21 protein-coding genes are annotated in these 20332 nt (G+C 63.7%); 16 read left to right on the top strand and 5 right to left on the bottom strand.

Going from position 1 to position 20332, the window contains the following annotated elements:
• Positions 1-15 precede the first annotated feature (15 nt).
• Positions 16-285, top strand: coding sequence for a BrnT family toxin (locus VIL88_RS00610; RefSeq protein ID WP_331984862.1), 270 nt, complete (start codon positions 16-18; stop codon positions 283-285).
• Positions 263-520 carry a BrnA antitoxin family protein gene (locus VIL88_RS00605; protein WP_331984859.1) on the top strand — a complete coding sequence of 86 codons (258 nt, stop codon included), beginning with the start codon at positions 263-265 and terminating at the stop codon, positions 518-520. Before VIL88_RS00610 ends, VIL88_RS00605 begins: the two co-directional genes overlap by 23 nt.
• Here VIL88_RS00605 and VIL88_RS00600 read toward each other — a convergent pair.
• Genes VIL88_RS00600 through VIL88_RS00590 form a run of 3 tightly spaced genes read right to left on the bottom strand, consistent with a single transcriptional unit; the run spans position 517 to position 3493 of the window.
• The gene (locus tag VIL88_RS00600; protein ID WP_331984858.1) at positions 517-1554 is read right to left on the bottom strand and encodes a response regulator; all 1038 of its coding nucleotides are present in this window, start codon (positions 1552-1554) and stop codon (positions 517-519) included. The genes VIL88_RS00605 and VIL88_RS00600 overlap by 4 nt on opposite strands.
• A 2-nt stretch (positions 1555-1556) precedes the next feature.
• The gene (locus VIL88_RS00595; RefSeq protein WP_331984856.1) at positions 1557-2003 is read right to left on the bottom strand and encodes a response regulator; all 447 of its coding nucleotides are present in this window, start codon (positions 2001-2003) and stop codon (positions 1557-1559) included.
• Complete coding sequence (locus VIL88_RS00590) at positions 2000-3493, bottom strand: CHASE3 domain-containing protein (RefSeq protein ID WP_331984854.1); 1494 nt, start codon at positions 3491-3493, stop codon at positions 2000-2002. Before VIL88_RS00590 ends, VIL88_RS00595 begins: the two co-directional genes overlap by 4 nt.
• Before the next feature lie 221 nt (positions 3494-3714).
• Here VIL88_RS00590 and rsmH point away from each other — a divergent pair, with 221 nt between their 5' ends.
• The 13 genes from rsmH to ftsA all read left to right on the top strand — a co-directional run bounded on the left by rsmH (position 3715) and on the right by ftsA (position 18455).
• Positions 3715-4716: a 16S rRNA (cytosine(1402)-N(4))-methyltransferase RsmH gene (gene rsmH, locus VIL88_RS00585; protein ID WP_331984852.1), complete on the top strand. Its 1002-nt coding sequence runs from the start codon at positions 3715-3717 to the stop codon at positions 4714-4716.
• Positions 4713-5096 (top strand): cell division protein FtsL, encoded by a 384-nt coding sequence (ftsL, locus tag VIL88_RS00580; RefSeq protein WP_331984850.1) that lies wholly within the window; start codon positions 4713-4715, stop codon positions 5094-5096. Before rsmH ends, ftsL begins: the two co-directional genes overlap by 4 nt.
• On the top strand, positions 5096-6835 hold the full coding sequence (locus tag VIL88_RS00575) for a penicillin-binding protein 2 (RefSeq protein ID WP_331984848.1): 1740 nt from the start codon (positions 5096-5098) through the stop codon (positions 6833-6835). The genes ftsL and VIL88_RS00575 overlap by 1 nt, the downstream gene beginning before the upstream one ends.
• Positions 6836-6853: 18 nt before the next feature.
• Entirely contained in the window at positions 6854-8302 is a 1449-nt protein-coding gene (locus VIL88_RS00570) for a UDP-N-acetylmuramoyl-L-alanyl-D-glutamate--2,6-diaminopimelate ligase (protein ID WP_331984846.1), read from the top strand.
• Positions 8299-8880 (top strand): hypothetical protein, encoded by a 582-nt coding sequence (locus tag VIL88_RS00565; RefSeq protein WP_331984844.1) that lies wholly within the window; start codon positions 8299-8301, stop codon positions 8878-8880. The genes VIL88_RS00570 and VIL88_RS00565 overlap by 4 nt, the downstream gene beginning before the upstream one ends.
• Before the next feature lie 71 nt (positions 8881-8951).
• On the top strand, positions 8952-10343 hold the full coding sequence (locus tag VIL88_RS00560; RefSeq protein WP_331984842.1) for a UDP-N-acetylmuramoyl-tripeptide--D-alanyl-D-alanine ligase: 1392 nt from the start codon (positions 8952-8954) through the stop codon (positions 10341-10343).
• Between the two features lie 27 nt (positions 10344-10370).
• On the top strand, positions 10371-11456 hold the full coding sequence (gene mraY, locus VIL88_RS00555) for a phospho-N-acetylmuramoyl-pentapeptide-transferase (RefSeq protein WP_331984840.1): 1086 nt from the start codon (positions 10371-10373) through the stop codon (positions 11454-11456).
• Positions 11457-11545: 89 nt separating this feature from the next.
• Positions 11546-12718 carry a putative peptidoglycan glycosyltransferase FtsW gene (locus tag VIL88_RS00550; protein WP_331984838.1) on the top strand — a complete coding sequence of 391 codons (1173 nt, stop codon included), beginning with the start codon at positions 11546-11548 and terminating at the stop codon, positions 12716-12718.
• A complete protein-coding gene (murG, locus tag VIL88_RS00545; RefSeq protein ID WP_331984836.1) occupies positions 12715-13827 on the top strand; it encodes an undecaprenyldiphospho-muramoylpentapeptide beta-N-acetylglucosaminyltransferase in 1113 nt (370 codons plus the stop codon). The genes VIL88_RS00550 and murG overlap by 4 nt, the downstream gene beginning before the upstream one ends.
• A complete protein-coding gene (murC, locus tag VIL88_RS00540; protein WP_331984834.1) occupies positions 13824-15248 on the top strand; it encodes a UDP-N-acetylmuramate--L-alanine ligase in 1425 nt (474 codons plus the stop codon). Before murG ends, murC begins: the two co-directional genes overlap by 4 nt.
• A complete protein-coding gene (locus VIL88_RS00535) occupies positions 15245-16165 on the top strand; it encodes a D-alanine--D-alanine ligase (protein ID WP_331984832.1) in 921 nt (306 codons plus the stop codon). Before murC ends, VIL88_RS00535 begins: the two co-directional genes overlap by 4 nt.
• Positions 16153-17145: a cell division protein FtsQ/DivIB gene (locus VIL88_RS00530; protein WP_331984830.1), complete on the top strand. Its 993-nt coding sequence runs from the start codon at positions 16153-16155 to the stop codon at positions 17143-17145. Before VIL88_RS00535 ends, VIL88_RS00530 begins: the two co-directional genes overlap by 13 nt.
• A gap of 11 nt (positions 17146-17156) precedes the next feature.
• Positions 17157-18455 carry a cell division protein FtsA gene (ftsA, locus tag VIL88_RS00525; protein ID WP_331984828.1) on the top strand — a complete coding sequence of 433 codons (1299 nt, stop codon included), beginning with the start codon at positions 17157-17159 and terminating at the stop codon, positions 18453-18455.
• Here the strand turns inward: ftsA and VIL88_RS00520 are convergent.
• The gene (locus tag VIL88_RS00520) at positions 18452-19087 is read right to left on the bottom strand and encodes a LysE family translocator (protein WP_331984826.1); all 636 of its coding nucleotides are present in this window, start codon (positions 19085-19087) and stop codon (positions 18452-18454) included. The two genes, ftsA and VIL88_RS00520, sit on opposite strands and share 4 nt — an antisense overlap.
• 122 nt (positions 19088-19209) lie before the next feature.
• Between VIL88_RS00520 and VIL88_RS00515 the strand changes: the two genes are divergently transcribed.
• Positions 19210-19689: a DUF4126 domain-containing protein gene (locus tag VIL88_RS00515; RefSeq protein WP_331984824.1), complete on the top strand. Its 480-nt coding sequence runs from the start codon at positions 19210-19212 to the stop codon at positions 19687-19689.
• Here the strand turns inward: VIL88_RS00515 and VIL88_RS00510 are convergent, their stop codons facing one another.
• Entirely contained in the window at positions 19690-20157 is a 468-nt protein-coding gene (locus VIL88_RS00510; RefSeq protein ID WP_331984822.1) for a VOC family protein, read from the bottom strand.
• Positions 20158-20332: the final 175 nt, after the last annotated feature.

Raw genomic sequence — 20332 nt, 5'->3', positions numbered from 1 at the left:
ATTGTATATACATGCATGGCCATCGAGTTCGATCCTTTCAAGGAAGCGACCAACGTCGCCAAGCACGGCATTTCGCTCGCAAGGGCGAGTGATTTTGACATGCTTGCTGTCGAGGCAGACACCCGCTTTGACTATGGTGAAGATCGCTACCGGGCCTGGGGTCTGATCGACGGCGAGCACTATTGCTTGGTCTTCACTACGCGAGGCGCGAGCGTGCGCCCGATCAGCTTGAGACGTGCCCACGACAAGGAGATCAGACGTCATGTCCAAAACAGTGCTCTTTGACGACGACAATCCCGAATGGACCGAGGAGGACTTCAAGCGGGCCCGTCCGGCCCATGAAGTGTTGCCGCCGGAGGTATTGAAAGCTTTTCCCAAGACGCGTGGGCTTCAAGTTGAGCCCAAGAAGATCCCGGTTTCGATCCGTCTTACCGCCGAGGTTGTCGAACGCTTCAAGGCAGATGGACCAGGCTGGCAAACGCGGATCGATGAAGTCTTGAAGAAAGCAGTCGGTCTTTAAGCCGGGAACTGGACGTTGACGCGGGTGCCGCCGCCTTCGGTGCGGTAGGCGACGGTGGCGCCGAGGCTGCTGGCCATGGCCCGCACGATGCGGCTGCCGAGGCCAGTGCCCTGCGGCTTGCCGCTGCCGTCCCAGCCGATCCCGTCGTCTTCCACGGAGAGGTCCACCGTCTCGTCTCCACCGCGGGTCATGCGGATGCGGACATCGCCCTGGCCGAGGTCTGCATAGGCGTACTTGATGGCGTTGGTCACGAGTTCGGTGACAATGACGCCGATGGAGGCAGCTTTCTCGGTAGGAATGGCAATGTTGTCGGCGGTAACCAGGATGCGGGAGTCGTTGCCGGTAGCGCGCATGGTGGTTTCGAGTTCGGCGGCCAGGCTCTGCAGGTAATCGGCGATCTGGACGGAGCGGACGTCGTCGGTCGTATAGAGGTGGCGGTGGACGCCGGCGATGGCCTGGATGCGGGCCTGGGTCTCGGCGAGGGCTTGCTTGGCATCGTCATTGTCGACGGCATTTGCCTGCAGGCCGACAAGGGCTGCCACCATGGCGAGGCTGTTGGCGACGCGGTGATTGACCTCGCCCAAGAGCATTTCGGCCCGCTCGCGCGCTTCGCGCATTTCGCGCTCGGCCGTCGCCTTGGCGCGGTTGAGGCTGATCAGGTCGACGGCGCTGGTGATGGCACTGCTGAGGAGCTCGATGAAATCCTCGTCCACGGCCTTGAGCACGTAGTCGGCCGCACCTGCCTTGAGTGCTGCGACAGCGACGGCGGTTTCCGCAGTGCCGGTGACGTAGACGACCGCAGGCCGGTCCGGAAGGTCCGCCATCTGCTCGAGCACGTCAATGCCGGTGCCGCCGGGCAGGTAGTGGTCAAGGCCGACGACGTCGATGCCGCCGCGCCGGATGCGCTCGAGGCCAGCCTCACCGGTCTCCGCAAGTTCCACGGCATAGCCGCGCCGTTCCAGCGCCTTTTGCACGAGCCGTGCCAGGCCTGGATCGTCGTCGATGTAGAGGACCTGAGGAGGCCGCTGGGGCATGATCAGTTGGTTTCCGGAACCTGCATGACGGAGAAGAACAGGCCAAGCTGGCGGATTGCATTGGCGAAGCCGTCATAGTCGACCGGCTTGGTGATGTAGACATTGGCGCCCAGATCGTAGCAGCGCTGGATCTCGCGCTGATCATCAGTCGTCGTCAGCACCACGACAGGCGAGCGCCGGGTGTGCTCGTTGCCCTTGACCTTTTCAAGGATGTCTACGCCGGTCATGTCGGGCAGGTTGAGGTCGAGCAGCACGAGGAGCTGGCGGCCCTTATTGACCTCGCCGGACCCATCGGGACCCATAAGGTATTCCAGAGCGGCCGTGCCATTGGTGAAGGGCACGATCTGGTTGGACACGCCAGCGCGGCGGATGTTCTTTTCGATGAGGCGCGCGTGGCCCTCATCGTCCTCGATCATGATGATGGTAACTGGCTTGCCGTCGTTGCTCATGCCGATTTGCTCCCGAGAAAGCTGCGCAGGTCGCGCGGCAGGTTTATAATGAAGGTGGTGCCCACGCCCAGTTCGGAACGCAGGGTGATGTCGCCGCCCAGGCTGCGCACCATGGTGCGGACATGCGCGAGGCCGATGCCTTCGCCGGGCTGGGTCTGGGTACCGGCGCGGCGGAAGAGTTCAAAGACCCGCTCATGGTCGCTGGCGGCAATGCCGCGGCCGTTGTCCTCGACCTCGATCTCGACGCGGTTGCCGGACATCTGCTTGCCCCGAATGGCAAGGGTCACCGGCCGGCCCGGCTGCTGGTATTTGACGGCGTTGTCGAGGAGATTGCCGAGCACCTGTTCGAGCGACAGCTTGTCGCTGACAAGGCGGGGCACGCGAATGTCGAGGTCTACCGAGCCGCCATTCTCGACGATCTGGTGCTGCACCGAATTGACGGTGGCCTTGATGATCTCGGCCAGGTCCAGGGTCTCCGGCTTGAGCTGGCGGCGGCCTTCGCGCGAAATCTTGAGGATGGCGTTGATCAGGCTGTCCATCTTGCGCGTGGCGGCGCGGATGAAGGTGATCGCTTCGGGCAGGTCTTCGGTGGCCGCCAGCTTGGCGTCGGCGAATTTTGGATCGCTGTCGTCATCCTTGTCGGCCATGTAGCGGGAGAGTTCACCCACGCTGGTTTCCAGCTCGCTGGTAAAGCCCATGATGTTGACCAGAGGCGCGCGCAGGTCATGCGTCACGATATAGGCGAAGCGCTGGATTTCCTCGTTGGCGCGCCCAAGGTCGGACGTGCGCTCGCGCACCCGCTGCTCAAGGCTGGCATTGGCGGCCTCCACTTCTGCCCGAGCGGCAGTGATTTCACGGTTGTAGGTCACGACCGTCCAGGCGGCTGCGCCGACAAAGGCGAAGATGATGAGGCCGCCGATGATCGTCACCCAACGCAGGGCGACGGTGCCGTTGCGCTGATTTTCGAGGCCTTCAATAGTGCGCGTGTCTGCTGCATCGATGATCCCGGTGAAGAGGGTGCGCAACGCATCCATGTCTTCTTTACCCTGGTCGGTCCGTATGACGGCAAGCGCCTCTGCCAGTCGACCGGAGCGGGTGAGTTCAATGGTCTGCGCGAGTTCGGCAAGTTTGGCATTGGTGACGGTACGAATGCGTTCGGCAACGCCTTCAGCTTCCGGATAGGGAGCGAGCACGCCATCGAGGCGGTCGAGAAAACCCGGTAGCTCGGGCACGGCGGCGTTGTAGGGGGCCAGATAGCGCTCTTCCTGCGTTAGCAGGTAACCGCGCTGGCTGGTTTCGGCATCCTGCAGCGCGTTGCGAACGTTGACCACAGCAGCGCGAGCTACGCGCGCATTGGTGGTTTCGTTGAACCAGTAGTTGTTGTTCTCGACGAGCCAGATGGTTGTACCGACGATAGCGGCCAGCGCCAGGAAGGCGACGGCCAGCAGCAGCGTCGTCGAACGCACAAACACATTGGTGGAAATCGGCATGCAGAAGTCCCGGCGCAGAACACTTGCGTTCATGGCGCAAAGGGCAGGGGTGTACAACAACGAAAAGCAATTCAGAGGCCGTTTCGGGGCATTAGTTGGCCTACTGCTCACAGGAAAACGCAGGCGAGAGCCGCATGGGAAACAAAATCTTAAGCGTCCTTGGTCAAAGTGAGCCGATGTGAATAGACCGGCCGAATGCCGGAAGTGGAGTAGCGGCATCTATGGGCAAGCTTTTCATGCCCGAAAACGGCCAGGAGGCAGGCCCGCACCTTCCCGTCCTCTTGGACGAGGTGCTCGAGGCCCTGTCGCCACTCCCCGGCAAGCGCATCGTCGACGGCACCTTTGGCGCAGGTGGCTATTCGCGTGCGCTGCTCGAGGCAGGCGCTAGCGTCATTGCCATAGATCGCGACCCGACCGTGAAGCCATTCGCAGACTCGCTCAAGGCCGAGTTCGGCGAGCGCTTCCAGTTCGTGCCCGGCACGTTTTCCCAACTCGATACTCTAGCTTCCGCCTTTGGTGGAATCGATGGCGTGGTGCTCGACATCGGTGTGTCCTCCATGCAGCTCGACCAGCCCGAGCGCGGCTTCTCGTTCATGCGAGAGGGGCCGCTCGACATGCGCATGAGCGGTGAGGGCGAAAGCGCCGCCGACCTCGTCAACACGCTAGATGCCGAGCCGCTGGCCAACCTGCTTTATGCCTTTGGCGAAGAGCGCAAGTCGCGGCGCATCGCGCAATTCATCGTCGCTGCGCGCGAGACTGCGCCCATCGAGACCACGCTGGACCTGGCGCGGATCGTCGAGAAGGCCATCGGCCGCAAGCCGGGCGATGCGCATCCCGCGACACGCACGTTCCAGGCGCTGCGCATTGCCGTGAACGCCGAGTTCGAGCAACTGGTCGAGGCGCTGTTCGCGGCCGAGCGGCTGCTGCCCGAGAGTGGGCGGCTGGTCGTTGTGACGTTTCATTCGCTTGAAGACCGGATCGTCAAACGCTTCTTCGACCCTGACAAGGGTGGGCCCGCCCAATCGCGCCACCTGCCCCAGGTCGAGACGGAAGCGCGGCGCTGGGTCGAGGTCGCCAAGGCGCGCAAGGCTGGCGAGGCTGAACTCGGGCGCAACCCGCGTGCGCGCTCCGCCGTATTGCGGGCCGGCACACGCTCGGCTGCGCCGGCGCGGCCAGTGACGCTCGAAGGATTGAGCGTGCCACGGGTGAGGGGGGCTGAATGATCCGCAACCTCAACATTATCCTGATCTTCACCAGCGTGCTCATGCTGTCGGGCGTCTACGGCCTCAAGTTTGCCATCGAGAACACGGCGTCGGAACGCACGCGCCTGATCGCGCAGATCGATGCGCAGGAGGGGGAGCTGTCGATCCTCAAGGCCGACGAGGCGGTGCTGACGCAGCCGGGGCATATCGCACCGATTGTCGCGCGGCATGAGTTTGCGCTGGCCATTGCACCGGTGAAGCAGGAGCAGTTCGGCTCGTTTGCCGATCTGCCGATGCGTCCGGCAAAGCCCAACAGCATGGCCATGGATGCGCTGTTCGAGGCGCTGGCGTCGGGCGTCGACCCGATCGATGCGATCCTTGAGATGGAAGGGATCGAGTGATGGCCATTGCCGAGGATTTCACCCCAACAATCTCCATTGAAGGCAGCCGCAAGGCGCGCGGCAACCTGACCCAGGCGCGCATTCGCTGGATGATCCTGGCCATCGTGCTTGGCTTCGCCCTTGTCGGGGGGCGGCTGGTACAACTAGGCATGGTGGAAACCGACACGACGATCGAGGGCCAGGCGCGCGACATCATCACCGCGACGCGTCCACCTATCCTCGACCGCAACGGGCTCGAGATGGCCGTGGACATCCGCGTGCCGTCGCTGTTCGCCGAGCCGCGGCGGATCATCGACGTCGAGGAAGCCGTGCGCAAGCTGCGCACCGTGCTGCCTGATCTCAACGAGAACTGGCTGCGCAACCGCCTGACCGGCGACAAGGGTTTCGTCTGGGTGCAGCGCGAACTGTCGCCGGCGATCCAGGACAAGGTGATGCGCCTGGGCATCCCAGGCATCGACTTCATCACGGAGTCCAAGCGCTTCTATCCCGGCATGACCGAGGCCAGCCATATCCTGGGTTCGACCAATATCGACAATCAGGGCATCGCCGGTATCGAGCGGCACATGGACAGCGAAGCGGTGGCGCTGCTGCAGGACCTGGGCCTTGCGCGTGGCAATGCGCTGGCGCCGGTGGAACTGAGCGTCGACATGCGCGTGCAGCACGTCATGCACGAGCAACTGCTGGACGCAATGACAAGGTATCAGGCAATTGCGGCTGCAGGCGTGATGATGGACGTCCGCACCGGCGAAATCATCGCCATGGCGTCGGTCCCAGATTTCAACCCCAATGCGCCTGAGACGGCCTTGGTCAAGGACAGCTTCAACCGGGTCACCGCGGGCATTTTCGAACCCGGCTCGATCTTCAAGACCGTCACCCTGGCGGGGGCGATCGACAGCGGTGCGGTGCGGATTACCGACCAGTTCGATGCGCGCTTCGGCGTGCGCTTTGGCCGGTTCACCATCGACGACTTCCACGGCAAGCACCGCATCCTTAGCCTGCCCGAAGTCTACAAGTTCTCGTCCAACATCGGCACCATCCGAGTGATGCAGGCGATGGGGAAGGACAATTACCGCGCGTTCCTCACCACGATGGGTTTTGACCAGCGCGTGCCGTTCGAGCTGCCTGAGATGCGGCTGCCCAGCGTGCCAAAGGAATTCTCCGAAGTTGGCGCGGCGACGGCGTCGTTCGGGCACGGGCTTTCGGTCTCGCCCCTGCACATGGTCGCGGCCTATTCGGCCTTCGTGAATGGCGGCAACTATGTGCCGCCAACTCTTTACAAGCGCGACGTGGCTGAGGCTGAGCCGCTTTATCGGCGCGTGGTCCAGCCGTCGACCAGCGAGGCCATCCGCTACCTGATGCGGCTCAACGCCATCGGTTCAGGCGGTTCAGGTTCACAGATGAACAAGCTGGCGCTGGGCTTCCGCGTGGGCGGCAAGACCGGCACGGCTGAAAAGGTGGTGGATGGCCGCTACTCGTCGAGCAAGGTGACCAACTTCTTTGGTTCCGCCTTCCCGCTCGATGACCCGCGCTATGCCATGGTGGTGATGGTGGACGAACCAAAGGCGGAAAACCCGCAGTCGGGCACGACGGCCGGCTGGAATGCCGGACAGGTCACAGGCCGCATCGTACAGCGCGCAGCGCCGATGCTCGGTATCGCGCCCGATTTTTCGCCGCTTATCGACGATAGTCTCGTTCCCGCCCCGCTTCGCAACGGCCCGCCGGGCTCGCAATTCAACTGATTTCGAAGGACTGACCCCGTGTCACTCAGCGTAACACAACTGCTCGAAGGTTCCGGTGCGCGGCCCAAGAAGGGGCTCGGCGCGGTATTCGGCCTCAATTCCGATAGCCGCCGGATCGAGCCGGGCGACATCTTCTTCGCGCTGCCGGGCAACAATGTGCATGGCAACCAGTTCGTCGCAGATGCGGTCAAGCGCGGGGCGCTGGCGATCATCACCGATACGGCGCCAGTGGGCGATCCGGGCGTACCGGTGATCATCGTCAAGGACGTGCGCGCATCCTATGCCCGGGCCGCCTCGCGCATCTTCGAGCCGCAGCCGGAAATCACAGTCGCAGTCACCGGCACCAACGGAAAGACTTCCGTCGCCTCCTTTGTGCGCCAAATCTGGAACTATGCCGGCATTCCCGGTGCCAGCATCGGCACGCTGGGCGTCGACACGGCGACACGCCATATCGACGGCAGCCTCACCACACCGGACTCGCGCACGCTGCACCAGTCGATGCGCGCGCTCAAGGCGCAGGGTATCGACCACGTGGCGCTGGAGGCTTCGAGCCATGGTCTTGACCAGCGCCGGCTCGACGGCATGCATTTCGAGGCCGTGGCCTTCACCAATCTCAGTCGTGATCACCTCGACTACCATGCGAGCATGGAAGAGTATCGCGACGCCAAGCTTCGGCTGTTCACCGACCTCTTGGTGGATGGCGGCGCCGCCGTGGTCAACGTCGACGATCCTGAATACGAGCCCTTCATGTTCGCGGCGCTGGGCGCCAGCGCGACGCTGCTGACGGTGGGGCGCGAGGGCGCCTATATCGAAGTGCTTTCGGTCAAGCCGGAGGGCTATGGGCAGCGGGTCGAGATCCGTCATGTGGGCGAGAAGCTCAGCTTCCACCTGCCGCTGACGGGTGAGTTCCAGGTGAGCAATGCCATCGTGGCGGCGGCGCTGGCCATGTCGAGCGGCGTCGACAAGGCGCAGGCGTTTCCGGCGCTCAGCGAGCTTGTTGGCGCAAAGGGCCGGCTGGAGCTGGTGGCCGAGCTTAATGGCGCGGCCATCTTCATCGACTATTCGCACAAGCCGGTGGCGCTGGAATCGGCGCTGGCCTCGCTGCGCCCCTATGCCAAGGGCAAGCTGCGGGTGGTGTTCGGCGCCGGTGGCGACCGCGACAAGGGCAAGCGCCCGATGATGGGCGAGGTGGCCCAGCGCATGGCGGACGACGTCATCATCACCGATGACAATCCGCGCACCGAGAATGCCGCAACGATCCGTGCCGAAATCCTGGCGGCGGCCAAGGGCGCACGGGAGATCGGCGATCGCAAGACGGCAATCGTCGAGGCAGTGAAGTCGCTCCAAAAGGGCGACGTGCTGCTGATCGCCGGCAAGGGCCACGAGGACTACCAGATCATCGGGACGACCAAGCACCACTTCTCCGACCATGAGGTCGTGGCGGAAGCTGTGCGCGACGCCAAGTGAAGGGCCTGCTGATTGGCGGGACGTCCCATTGCGGGAAGTCCACCCTGGCTCAGAAGATCGGTGCTGCTCAAGGTTGGCGCGTCGTCTCGACCGATCAACTGGCGCGGCATCCCGGGCGGCCGTGGCTGGGCGTGCCGGAGCCGGTCATGGAGTTCTACGAAACCCTTTCGCCGCAGAGCATCTACTGGTTCCTGCGCGTGCATCACACCAATATGTGGCCCTTGCTGCAGCGGGTGATTGCCGATGAGCAGAATGCGTCGGGTGGGTTCGTGCTGGAGGGTTCGGCACTCCGGCCGGAGCATGTTGCAACGCTTACACAACACGGTCTGCTGACGGTTTGCCTCCATGCCGCGCCGGACTTTCTTCGCGAGCGAATCCGAAGGGAGAGCGGCTATGACGAACGCGATGTGCGCATGAAGCACCTGATCGACATCTTCGTAGAGCGTTCCTTGCGCGACAATGAGGACCTGGCGGCGGCGGCGGAAGCGGCTGGCGTCTGGCTGATCGACGTTGCGGATCCAGCGGCGCTTGCTCAGGCCGAGTTGGACATCATCGAGAGGCTGGGTGCCGCTCGGTAGCGGCGAGGTGCCTTGAGGGGCACCGCGGGAGAGGGTATTGCCTTGCCGCTGCGCCACGGACGTCGAGACCCATGACCGAACCTCTCCACACCATCGCTTCCATTATTGCTGCGACGGGGGGCGTTACTGCCCTCGATCCGGCGACGCCGGTGAATTCAGTATCCATCGACTCGCGGGAGCTGGGGCCGGATGCGCTGTTTGTCGCGATCAAGGGCGACCGGTTCGATGGGCATGACTTCGTCGAAACCGCGCTCGGCAATGGCGCCGCCGCGGCGCTGGTGCAGCGGGGGGATGGGCCGAAGCAGGTCGTGGTGCCCGACGCGCTGGAAGGCCTGCGTGATATCGGCCGGGCAGCGCGGGAGCGCAGCAGGGCGGTGGTCGTGGGCGTGACCGGGAGCGTGGGAAAGACGACGACCAAGGAAGCGATACGGGTGGTCTTAGAGGCGGCGGGTGAAACCCACGCCTCGATCAAGAGCTACAACAACCACTGGGGCGTTCCGCTGATGCTGGCCCGTTTTCCCGCCACGGCGCAATTCGGCGTCTTCGAGATGGGCATGAGCGGCCCGGACGAGATCCGTCCGCTGTCGCAGATGGTGCGGCCGCACATCGCCGTCATCACCACCATTGCCGCGGCACATCTCGAGGCTTTCGGCTCGCTGGACGGAATTGCGCGTGCGAAGGCGGAGATCTTTGCCGGGCTGGAGCCCGGGGGCACGGCGCTCCTCAACATGGATCACGCGCAGATCGGTGTTCTCCTGGCGGAGGCGAAAGTTGCAGGCGTTGGCCGCGTCGTCACCTATGGAGAAGGGGCGGGGGCAGACTGGCAGATCACGGACGTTGAATTGGCGGCCGGCGGAAGCACTGCCACGGTGGTGCATAAGGGGGCCAGCTACCGGCTGGTGCTCAATGTGCCCGGCCGGCACATGGTGGCCAATGCCACCGCGGCCCTGGCGGTGGCGTCTCTAGCCGGGGTCGAGCCGGCCGTTGCGTTACGGACGCTCGAGAGTTTCGGTGCCCAGCCTGGTCGCGGACAGCGCCTGCGTCTGGGCGCCGGCGACATGCCGCTCTGGCTCACGGATGAAAGCTATAACGCCAACACGGCGTCGATGACGGCAGCGCTCGATGTGTTCAGGACGCAGGTGGCGCCGAATGGGCGCAAGGTCCTGATCCTGGGCGACATGCTGGAACTGGGTGCGCAATCGGCGAGCCTGCATGCAAGTCTCGCCCCAGCGGTTGTGGCGTCGGGTGCAGAAGGGGTCTACCTCGTCGGTCGTGCCATGACGGCGCTGGCCGAGGCTCTCGGGAGCGGGCGTGTTGCCGCTCATACACAAACGGCTGCGGAGATGGCTGAGATCGTGGTGAACGACCTTGCCTATGGCGACGAAGTTATGGTCAAAGGATCAAACGGCGTGGGGCTCGCAGGCGTCGTCGAGACGATCCGTAAACAGTTCGGCAGCAACTGACTCCGCCCAACAAGGACCCTTCGCTTCATGTTGTATTTCCTTGGTCAGCTGGGTGAAGCACTCGCGGCCTTCAACGTTTTCCGCTACATCACCTTCCGTACGGCGGGCGCTGTCGTAACCGCCCTGTTCTTCGTGTTTCTCTTCGGTCCCGGCATGATCGCGCTGCTGCGCCTCAAGCAGGGTAAGGGACAACCGATCCGCGAGGATGGTCCGGCGGGGCACCTCTTGACCAAGAAGGGCACGCCCACCATGGGCGGGCTGATGATCCTGTCGGGTGCCGTGATCTCGACCCTGCTGTGGGCAAACCTAGCCAACGGCTATGTCTGGGTCGTGCTGTTCGTGACTGTCGGCTTTGGCGCCATCGGCTTCTATGACGACTACCTCAAGGTCAAGCGGATGAGCCACAAGGGCTTCGGCGGGCGGCAGAGGCTGCTGCTCGAAGCCTTTATCGGCTGCATCGCCGCCTTCTTCATCTCGCAGCTGGCATCTGGTTCATACGGCACGTCGCTCCTCTTCCCATTCGTCAAGGACTTGGCGCTCAACCTGGGCTACTTCTACATCTTGTTCGGCGGGTTCGTGGTGGTTGCAGCGGGCAATTCGGTCAACCTTACCGATGGACTCGATGGCCTGGCCATCGTGCCGGTGATGGTCGCTGCGGCTTGCTTTGCTCTCATCGCTTATCTAGTCGGTAGCGCCAACTTCTCGGACTACCTCCTGCTCAATGCGGTGCCGGGCACGGCCGAGCTGTCGGTCGTCTGCGGCGCGCTGATCGGCGCCGGATTAGGCTTCCTGTGGTTTAATGCGCCGCCAGCGCAGATCTTCATGGGCGACACGGGCTCGCTCGCCCTCGGCGGTGCGCTGGGCACGATCGCCGTTGCCACCAAGCATGAACTGGTCCTTGCCATTATCGGTGGCCTCTTCGTGCTCGAGGCGGTGTCGGTGATCGTCCAGGTGGCGTCGTTCAAGCTCACGGGCAAGCGCGTGTTCCGCATGGCCCCGATCCACCACCATTTCGAGCATCTGGGCTGGACGGAGTCGCAGGTGGTGATCCGCTTCTGGATCATCAGCTTCGTGTTGGCACTTGTGGGCCTGTCGAGCCTCAAGCTGCGCTAACCGAGTCGCAAAACGCAACGGTCTTGAGCATTCGGTAACCAAACGGCTGCTAGAAATGGCGCAGTTTGTATCGAGTTGCCGGCTGCCTCATGATGTTCTCTCGTGCCGAAAAGACGCCCTTGGCGGAGTGGTGGTGGTCGATCGATCGCGAACTGCTTGGCGCGCTGATCCTCCTTATGACCTGCGGCATGGTGCTGAGCTTTGCCGCGAGCCCGCCCGTGGCGGAGCGCATCGGGCTCAACGAATGGAATTTCGTGATCCGCCACGCGCTGTTTTGCCTGCTGGCGCTGCCGGTGATGCTGGTGACATCGCTGCTCAACCACCGCCAGGCGCGACTGGCAGCGCTGGCGACCTTCGTCGTCAGCCTGGTGCTGCTGTGGGCGACGTTGCGGTTCGGCACGGAGGTCAAGGGCGCGCGCCGCTGGATCTCCTTTGCCGGGCAGTCGGTGCAGCCGTCAGAATTCGTCAAGCCCGCCTTCGCCGTGCTGGGCGCCTGGCTGTTCTCGGAGTCGATGATCCATCGCAACGTGCCTGGCCGTATCCTGGCGACGGCAATGATGGCTTCGGTCGTGGGTGCGCTTTTGCTGCAGCCCGATATCGGGCAAACGGCGCTGGTGCTTGGCACCTATGCGGTGCTGCTGTTTCTATCAGGCATTTCCTGGTTCGTGATCTTCGGTCTTGCCGGTGCGGCGGTGGCGCTGCTGTTCGGTGCCTATATGTTCTTTCCGCACGTGTCGCGCCGCATCGATACGTTCCTCAATCCAGAGGGCGGCGGTAATACCTACCAGATCGACCGCGCGCTCCAGTCGCTGCTGGAAGGGGGATGGTTCGGCCGCGGGCCGGGCGAGTCCATTGCCAAGAAGCTGATCCCGGATGCTCACGCCGACTATGTGTTTTCGGCCGCTGCCGGCGAGTTCGGCATCCTGTTCTGCATGGTGCTGGTGGCGCTGATCGGCTTTATCGTGATCCGCGCCATGATGGGCGCCCAGAGGCAGTCCAGCCTGTTCGCTCGCCTTGCCGCGTCGACGCTGGCGATCCAGTTTGCCATGCAGTCGGGCATCAACCTGGCGGTGAACCTCAACCTCATTCCCCCCAAGGGCATGACCTTGCCCTTCGTGTCCTATGGCGGCACATCCATGATCGCCATCGCCTTTGCCATGGGACTGATGCTGGCGCTTACCCGCACCAAACCAGAGGAGCGCATGTCCACAGGTATCCCGGCCTATCGCAGCGCCGTTGCACCATTGGCGGCTGCCGAATGAAAAAGTTCATGTTGATGGCCGGCGGGACCGGGGGGCACCTCTTCCCGGCCATGGCGCTGGCACAGGAACTGTTGCGCCGCGGGCATCGGGTTGAGCTCATGACCGACCACCGGGTCGAGAGCTATGGCGCCGACTTTCCAGCCAGCGAAATTCATATCGTGCCGTCGGCGACGCCATCGCTACGCAACCCCGTGAAGTTCGTCCGGGGCGGTGTCCGGATCTTGCAGGGCATTCGCGTAGCCTGGGGCAAGCTGCGCCAGAACCGGCCAGACTGCGTGGTAGGCTTTGGCGGCTATCCGACCTTTCCGCCATTCATGGCGGCCAACCTCCTCGGCATTCCCGGAATCCTGCATGAGCAGAATGCCGTCATGGGCCGCGCCAATAGGGCGTTGGGCCGCTTTGCCGACGTGTTGGCCATGAGCTTCGAGAAGACCAAATTCGCCGACACGCTGACGCTGGAAAAGATCGTTTCAGGCAACCCTGTGCGTGACCGCGTCCGTGCGGTGGCGGGCACGCCGTATCCGGCGCTGACGGCGGATGGGCCGATCCGTCTGGTGATCTTTGGCGGTAGCCAGGGCGCCAAGGCGCTGTCGGACATCGTACCGGCTGCTATCGCCACCTTGCCGGAGGCATTGCGCCAACGGCTCCAAGTGGTGCAGCAGTGCCGCGCCGACGATCTCGATCGCGTGGCGGAAACCTACCGGCAGGCCAAGGTCAATGTGGAACTGGCCGCCTTTTTCACCGACCTGCCCGAGCGCATGGCCCAAAGCCACCTGGTGATCGGCCGCTCCGGCGCCTCGACGATTGCCGAACTGACCGTGCTCGGACGCCCCGCCATTCTGGTGCCGCTGCCAGGCGCGCTCGATGCCGACCAGAAGAACAATGCCCTGGTGATGGAGAATGCCGGCGCCGGATGGATCGCCGAGCAGGCCACGCTGTCGCCGCAATCGCTGGGCACTCGCCTCACCTCCCTGTTAACCGAGCCTGCAACACTGACCAACGCTGCCGCTGCTGCCCGCGCACTGGGCCGGCCCGGTGCGGTCGAGAAGCTGGCTGACATTGCCGAGATGCTCTCTGGCAAGAACCTCGAAGTGGATTACCGTTCATGAAAATGCCCCGCAATATCGGGCCCGTCCACTTCATCGGGATCGGCGGCATCGGCATGAGCGGCATTGCCGAGATCCTGCACAACCAGGGCTATGTGGTGCAGGGCTCGGACGCTTCGCTCAATCCCAACGTGCAGCGGCTGCGCGACATGGGCATCAAGGTCGAGATCGGCCAGAGCGGCGACAACCTCGGCCAGGCCGAAGTGGTCGTTGTCTCCTCGGCGATCAAGAAGGATAACCCGGAATTGGTCGCGGCCCGCGCCAAGGCCCTGCCCATCGTGCGGCGCGCCGAAATGCTGGCCGAGATCATGCGGTTCAAGACCGCAATCGCCATTGGCGGCACGCATGGCAAGACGACCACGACGACGCTCGTGGCGACGTTGCTCGATGCTGGCAATCTCGATCCCACGGTGATCAACGGCGGCATCATCAACGCCTATGGCACCAATGCCCGTCTCGGTGCCGGCGAATGGATGGTGGTCGAGGCCGATGAATCGGACGGCACCTTCGTCAAGCTGCCGGCGGATGTGGCGGTGGTCACCAACATCGACCCGGAACACCTGGACCACTATGGCGACTTCGAAGGCGTGCGGAAGGCCTTCCACCAGTTCGTCGAGAACGTGCCCTTTTACGGCTTCGCCGTGATGTGCCTCGACCACCCGGAAGTGCAGGCGTTGGTGGGTGAGATCAAGGATCGCCGCGTGATCACCTATGGGCAGAACCCGCAGGCCGATGTGCGCCTCGTAGACTTGGAGAATGTCGGTGGGGTCAGCAAGTTCTCGGTCGAGATCCGCGACCGCATTCGTCTGACGCAGCTGAGGATCGACGGGCTCGAACTGCCCATGCCGGGCATTCACAACGCGCTCAACGCTACGGCTGCCATCGCGGTGGCCGACCAGTTGCACGTGCCGGCGGAAGCAATCCGCAAGGGGCTCAAGGGCTTCACCGGGGTCAAGCGGCGCTTTACCCGGACGGGTGTTGTTGGCGGGATCACCGTGATCGACGACTATGGCCACCACCCGGTGGAGATTGCGGCCGTGCTGCGGGCAGCGCGGTCTTCGACGCGACGCGATGTCATCGCCGTGGTGCAGCCGCACCGCTACTCGCGCCTCCATGATCTGTTCGATGACTTTTCGGCCTGCTTCAACGACGCCGACACGGTGATCGTCGCGCCGGTCTACGCGGCGGGCGAGCAGCCCATCCCGGGCGTGACCCATGAAGAGCTGGTCAATCGCATTCGCGCCCGCGGCCACCGCGATGCCCGGCTGATCGATGGCCCCGAAGCGCTGGCAGCGCTGATCGCCAGCCGTGCCGAGGACGGAGACTATGTCGTGTGCCTGGGCGCCGGCAATATCACGCAATGGGCGGCTGCGCTGCCTGGCGAACTGGGCGCCTTGATCGGCAAGGAGCCCGAACTGCCATGAGCAAGCACGTTGCCGTTCTGATGGGCGGGCTCTCCAACGAGCGCCCCGTATCGCTGAGCTCGGGGCGGGGCTGCGCAGAGGCACTGCGCAATGCCGGTTACCGCGTCACCGAAGTCGACGTGGGCTACGACATCGCCGAGCGGCTGCGGGAGATTGCGCCGGACGTGGCGTTCAATGCCCTTCATGGACGCTTCGGCGAGGATGGCACGATCCAGGGCGTGCTGGAATTCCTGCGCATTCCCTATACCCATTCGGGCGTGATGGCCTCGGCGCTGGCGATGAACAAGCACCAGGCCAAGATCATGCTCAAGGCTGCCGGAATACCTGTCACCGATCACGTGATTGCCAGCCGCGCGGATGTCGGCCGCGCCCATGTCATGCCGGCTCCCTATGTGGTCAAGCCCGTGGCCGACGGTTCGAGCTTTGGCATCATGATCGTGAAGGCCGGCCAATCCCATCCGCCGCAGGAGATCCTCGGTGAGGACTGGAAGGGCGGGGAAGAGCTGATGGTCGAGCGCTATATTCCCGGCCGTGAGCTCACCTGCGCCGTGATGGGCGATGTGGCGCTCGGGGTCACCGAGATCGTCACCGACCTGGCCTTCTACAACTACGAAGCAAAGTACTCCGCCGGCGGATCACAACATGTCATTCCGGCGCAAATTTCACCGAAAATTTACGACAAAGTTCAAAAGATGAGCTTGCAGGCGCATCTTGCGCTTGGCTGCCGCGGCATCACCAGAACCGACTTCCGCTACAACGATGCAGCGGGAGAAGACGGTGAGCTTGTCTGTCTGGAAATCAACACCCAGCCGGGCATGACCCCCACCTCGCTGGCGCCTGAACAGGCGTTGCATGCCGGGCATTCGTTTGAAGATCTGGTCTCCTGGCTGGTGGAGGACGCGAGTTGCAACAGGTAAAAAGCGAGGCCTTTCTCGCTGGCGCCAGGATCGTCGATCCTCGCGCATTGCCTGTTCCTGTCCGCCCGGCCCGGCGCAAGCTGGCCAACAATCTCGGCCGCGCCTGGGTGCTCCATCGCACCGGTATCGTTCGTGGCCTGGCCGTGGCGGCGCTGCTGGCTGGCGCCACCGTCCTTTATCAGCTGCGCGAGCCGATCGCCTTTGGTGCCGGCGTCCTGTCGGAAGTGGTGCAGGGCCGCTTTGCCGATGCCGGCTTTGCCATCGGCGAAATCTCTATAACCGGCCAGACCCTGACCGGTGAACAGGCCATTTTCGATGCGCTGGGCGTGGAGCCTCATACCTCAACCGTTTCCTTCGACGTCGAGGCGGCGCGGCAGCGCATTGCCGAGCTGCCGGCCGTTGAGACCGTGAGCGTCCGCAAGACCTATCCGGGCGACCTGATCGTCACCATCACCGAAGAGACGCCGGTGGCGCGCTGGCGCGTGGACGGCATTACCTTTGTCATTGACGCAGCGGGTGAGCAGATTGGGGAAGACAGGGGTGCCTATGGCGAACTGCCTCTCGTGGTCGGCGACGGCGCCAGCGACGACGCCATGGTGATGATCCGCGCTCTTGAGCAGCATCCGGTGCTGCAGCAGGGGCTGGTGGCGCTGTCGCGGATTGCCGACCGGCGCTGGGATCTTATCTACGAGACCGGCCTCAGGGTGCAGCTGCCCGAGCTCGGCGTGGCGCGGGCATTGAACCACCTCGAGAACTACGAGGCCGAGTACCAGCTGCTGCAGCGTGACCTGACCGTGATCGACCTTCGCGTCGCCAATCTCGTTGCCGTGCGCCCCACCAAGACCGACGAGGAGATCGCGGCCGAGGAGGAGGAGCGTAAGGCGGCGATCATCGAGCGCGCCAAGTCTGGCCAGCCTTACCCAATGCCGCCGCGCAATCTTCCTTCGCAAACACTAGCCCAACCGATCGTTCCGCAATGATGACCGATGCCATGACCTCCCGGCTCCGCCCTGTCCAGCCTGGCAAGACCACGCTGGTGGCGGTGCTTGATATCGGTTCGACCAAGATCTGCTGCGTCATCGCGCGCCTCACGCCGCGCCCCGAGGGCAGGGCGCTCAAGGGGCGCTCGCATCAGGCTGAGGTGATCGGCTTCGGCTATGGCCCATCGGCGGGCGTCAAGAGCGGTGTCGTCACCGATATCGAGAAGGCCGAGCATGCCATCCGCTCCGTCGTCGGCATGGCCGAGCGCGCGGCCGGACTGACGCTGGAATCGGTCATCGTCAACGTCACGGCAGGGCGGCTGGGCTCGGAAACGTTCTCGGCGGCGGTGTCGCTCGACGGGCAGGAAGTGGAGAAGGCAGACCTCCACCGGGTGCTGCGAGCGGTCAACGAACGTTCGGTGCGGCCGGAGCGGTCAATCATCCATGCGTTGCCGATCGGTTACGCAATCGACGGGCAGAAGGGTATCCGTGATCCCAAGGGCATGGTCGGCGACAAGCTGGGCGTCGATGTTGCCGTTGTCAGCTCCGAGACGCTGGCGATGCGCAATCTGGAACTGGTGCTGCATCGCTGCCACCTGCAGATAGAGGCCCTGATCGCCACGCCCTATGCCTCAGGGCTGTCGGTGCTGGTGGATGACGAGGCCCAGTTGGGCGTTGCCTGCGTCGACTTCGGCGGCGCTACAACCACGGTGTCGGTATTCAACGACGGGCACCTGGTCTATGCCGATGCCATCGCCATTGGCGGCCATCACCTGACGCTTGATATTGCCCGCCAGCTGTCGGTCAGCGTGGCCGATGCCGAGCGGCTCAAGACCTTCTATGGGTCGGTGCTGCCCGGGCAGGCCGATGAACGCGATCTGATCTCGATCAACCCCGTCGGCGCACAGCATGACGAGGCGCCGGGGCAGGTGGCCCGTTCGGTGCTCACCCGCATCATGCGCCCGCGCATCGAGGAAATCCTCACCGCCATCCGTGACCGCATGCAAGCCACGGGCATGATGGATGTCTGCGGTCGCCGCTTCGTGCTGACCGGCGGCGCCAGCGAAATGACCGGCCTGCCGGAAGTCGCGCGCCGCACCCTGGCGCGAAACGTGCGCAACGGCCGGCCGATGGGCATCGCCGGCCTGCCGGAAATGGCCAAGGGAGCAGCCTTCGCGACCGTTGCCGGCATGCTGATCTATCCGCAGGTCTGTTCGCAAGAATATCAGGAGCCGCGTGGCTCGCGGAAGCTCACCGGCACCGACGGCTACTTTGCCCGCGTCGGCAACTGGCTGCGCACGAGCTTCTAGCTGCGCAGGTCGCGTACGCCCCAGGCGAGGAGCGTCATGCCCAGCGCGCCAAAGGCCAGGCCGAAAGCGCCTTCAATGGCGCGCCAGAAGCGGCCATAGGCGCGCATGGCGACGCCGGTGGAAAACAAGAGGCCATAAAAGCCGTAGATGGTGAAAGCGGAGAGGGCGACCAGCGGCCCGAAGGCGACCACTTCCAGCCTGCCCAGACCTGCGCCGAACAGAAAGGTCGCGACGGCCGACCACATCAGTGCGGCCTTGGGATTGGTCATCACCACAAAGAGCCCATAGCGCCAGGCCGCGAAATCGCCGAGCGGCTGCTGCCGGGCGGCGACCGAGAGTTCATTGTTGGCCAGGATCGAGCGCAAGGAGCGCACTGCGATCCAGAGCAGATAGAGCCCGCCGACAAACTTCAGCAAGATCAGCAAAAGGGGAAAGGCGGCAAACAGCGCACCCAGACCCAGCGACACGCCAGCCGCCCAGAGCAGCGAACCCGTGCTGATGCCCAGCACCACCAGCAGGGCTGTCCGGCGGCCCTGTCCAAGGGCCGCGCTGGCAGTGGCCATCATGTTGGGTCCGGGCGAGGCCTGGGCCAGGATGCAGCCGACCCAGGCGGCAAGAAAAGCTTCAAGCATGATGTAAGACTCACCAGTAATGGGCCGGATGTTAGTGTTTTGTTCTTGCCGTGCAAGCCGGCTGGCGGATCGATTTTGCTGATCGTGCCGTTAGGTCATCATCACCGTCCTAGAGATAACCCATGCTTCGATCGCTTCTTATGGGCCTGGTTGCAGGTCAGCGCGGCATCACGCCGCTCGCCGCGATTGCCGTTGCCACGCAGCGCGGCGAGGTTCGCGCCAACCTGCCGCTGCAGCAGTTGATGCTGAACCCGGTTGTTGCCGCCGGGACGCTGGCCTTTGCTGCTGCGGAAATGGGCGGCGACAAGATGAAGTCGGCGCCAGATCGCACCGTGCCAATCGGCCTCGCCGTGCGTGCCATTACATCGGCTTACGCCGGCGCCGCGGTCGCCCCAAGGAACCAGCAGGTGGCTGGCGCGGCCGTGGCAATCGGTGCGGCGCTGCTATCGTCCTATATCGGCTTGAGGCTCCGCAAGGCGGCCATTGCCCGCTACGGCCAGATGTCGTCGGGCCTCGTGGAAGATGCCATCGTCATGGGCAGCGGAATGGCTATCGCCAATCCGCGCCTCATGGGTGTCCGGGCGCTGACCCATCAGCGCTGACTAGTCGCCGCGATAGGCACGCTCGATCGCTGCGACGTCGATCTTGCGCATCTTGAGCATGGCCTGCATGGCGCGGCCGGCGCCTTCCTGGTTCGACCCGGTCAGCGTCTGCGGCAATTGCTTGGGCGTGACCTGCCAGGAGAGGCCGAACTTGTCCTTGCACCAGCCGCACATGCTTTCCTCGCCGCCATCTGCGGTGAGCCGATCCCAAAAGTAGTCGGTTTCTTCCTGCCCATCGGTCTCGATGACGAAGCTCACCGCCTCGGTGAATGGGCGGCTGGTCTTGTCGCCGCCGTTAAGCAAGAGAAACATCTGCCCTTCGATCTCGAGCGTGCAGGTAAAGGTCGGCTGATCGGGAGCTTGGCGAAGCCGGGCATGGATGCGTGTGCTCTTGAAGGTTGCGGTGTAGAAGTCGATGGCTTCATCGATGCGGTCGTCAAACCAGAGGCAGGGCATGAGCTTGGACATGGTGTTCTCCTCGTTGCGTTCCACCGGATGACGAACGAGGCCGGGGCCCTTCGACGTCACATGCCACTTTTGGTTTATGAAACTTGAATTCGTAACGGCGGCGTGTCGCAAAATGCGATCACGTTAACACCGGTGAGACAATTGTTAGGGAGCGGTTAACGTTTGGCAGGGTAAA

It is taken from the genome of Devosia sp. (assembly GCF_036563435.1).
Lineage (GTDB): Bacteria > Pseudomonadota > Alphaproteobacteria > Rhizobiales > Devosiaceae > Devosia.
The sequence above is the reverse complement of the archived record's forward strand: the minus strand, read 5'-3'. Positions and strand labels throughout refer to the sequence as shown.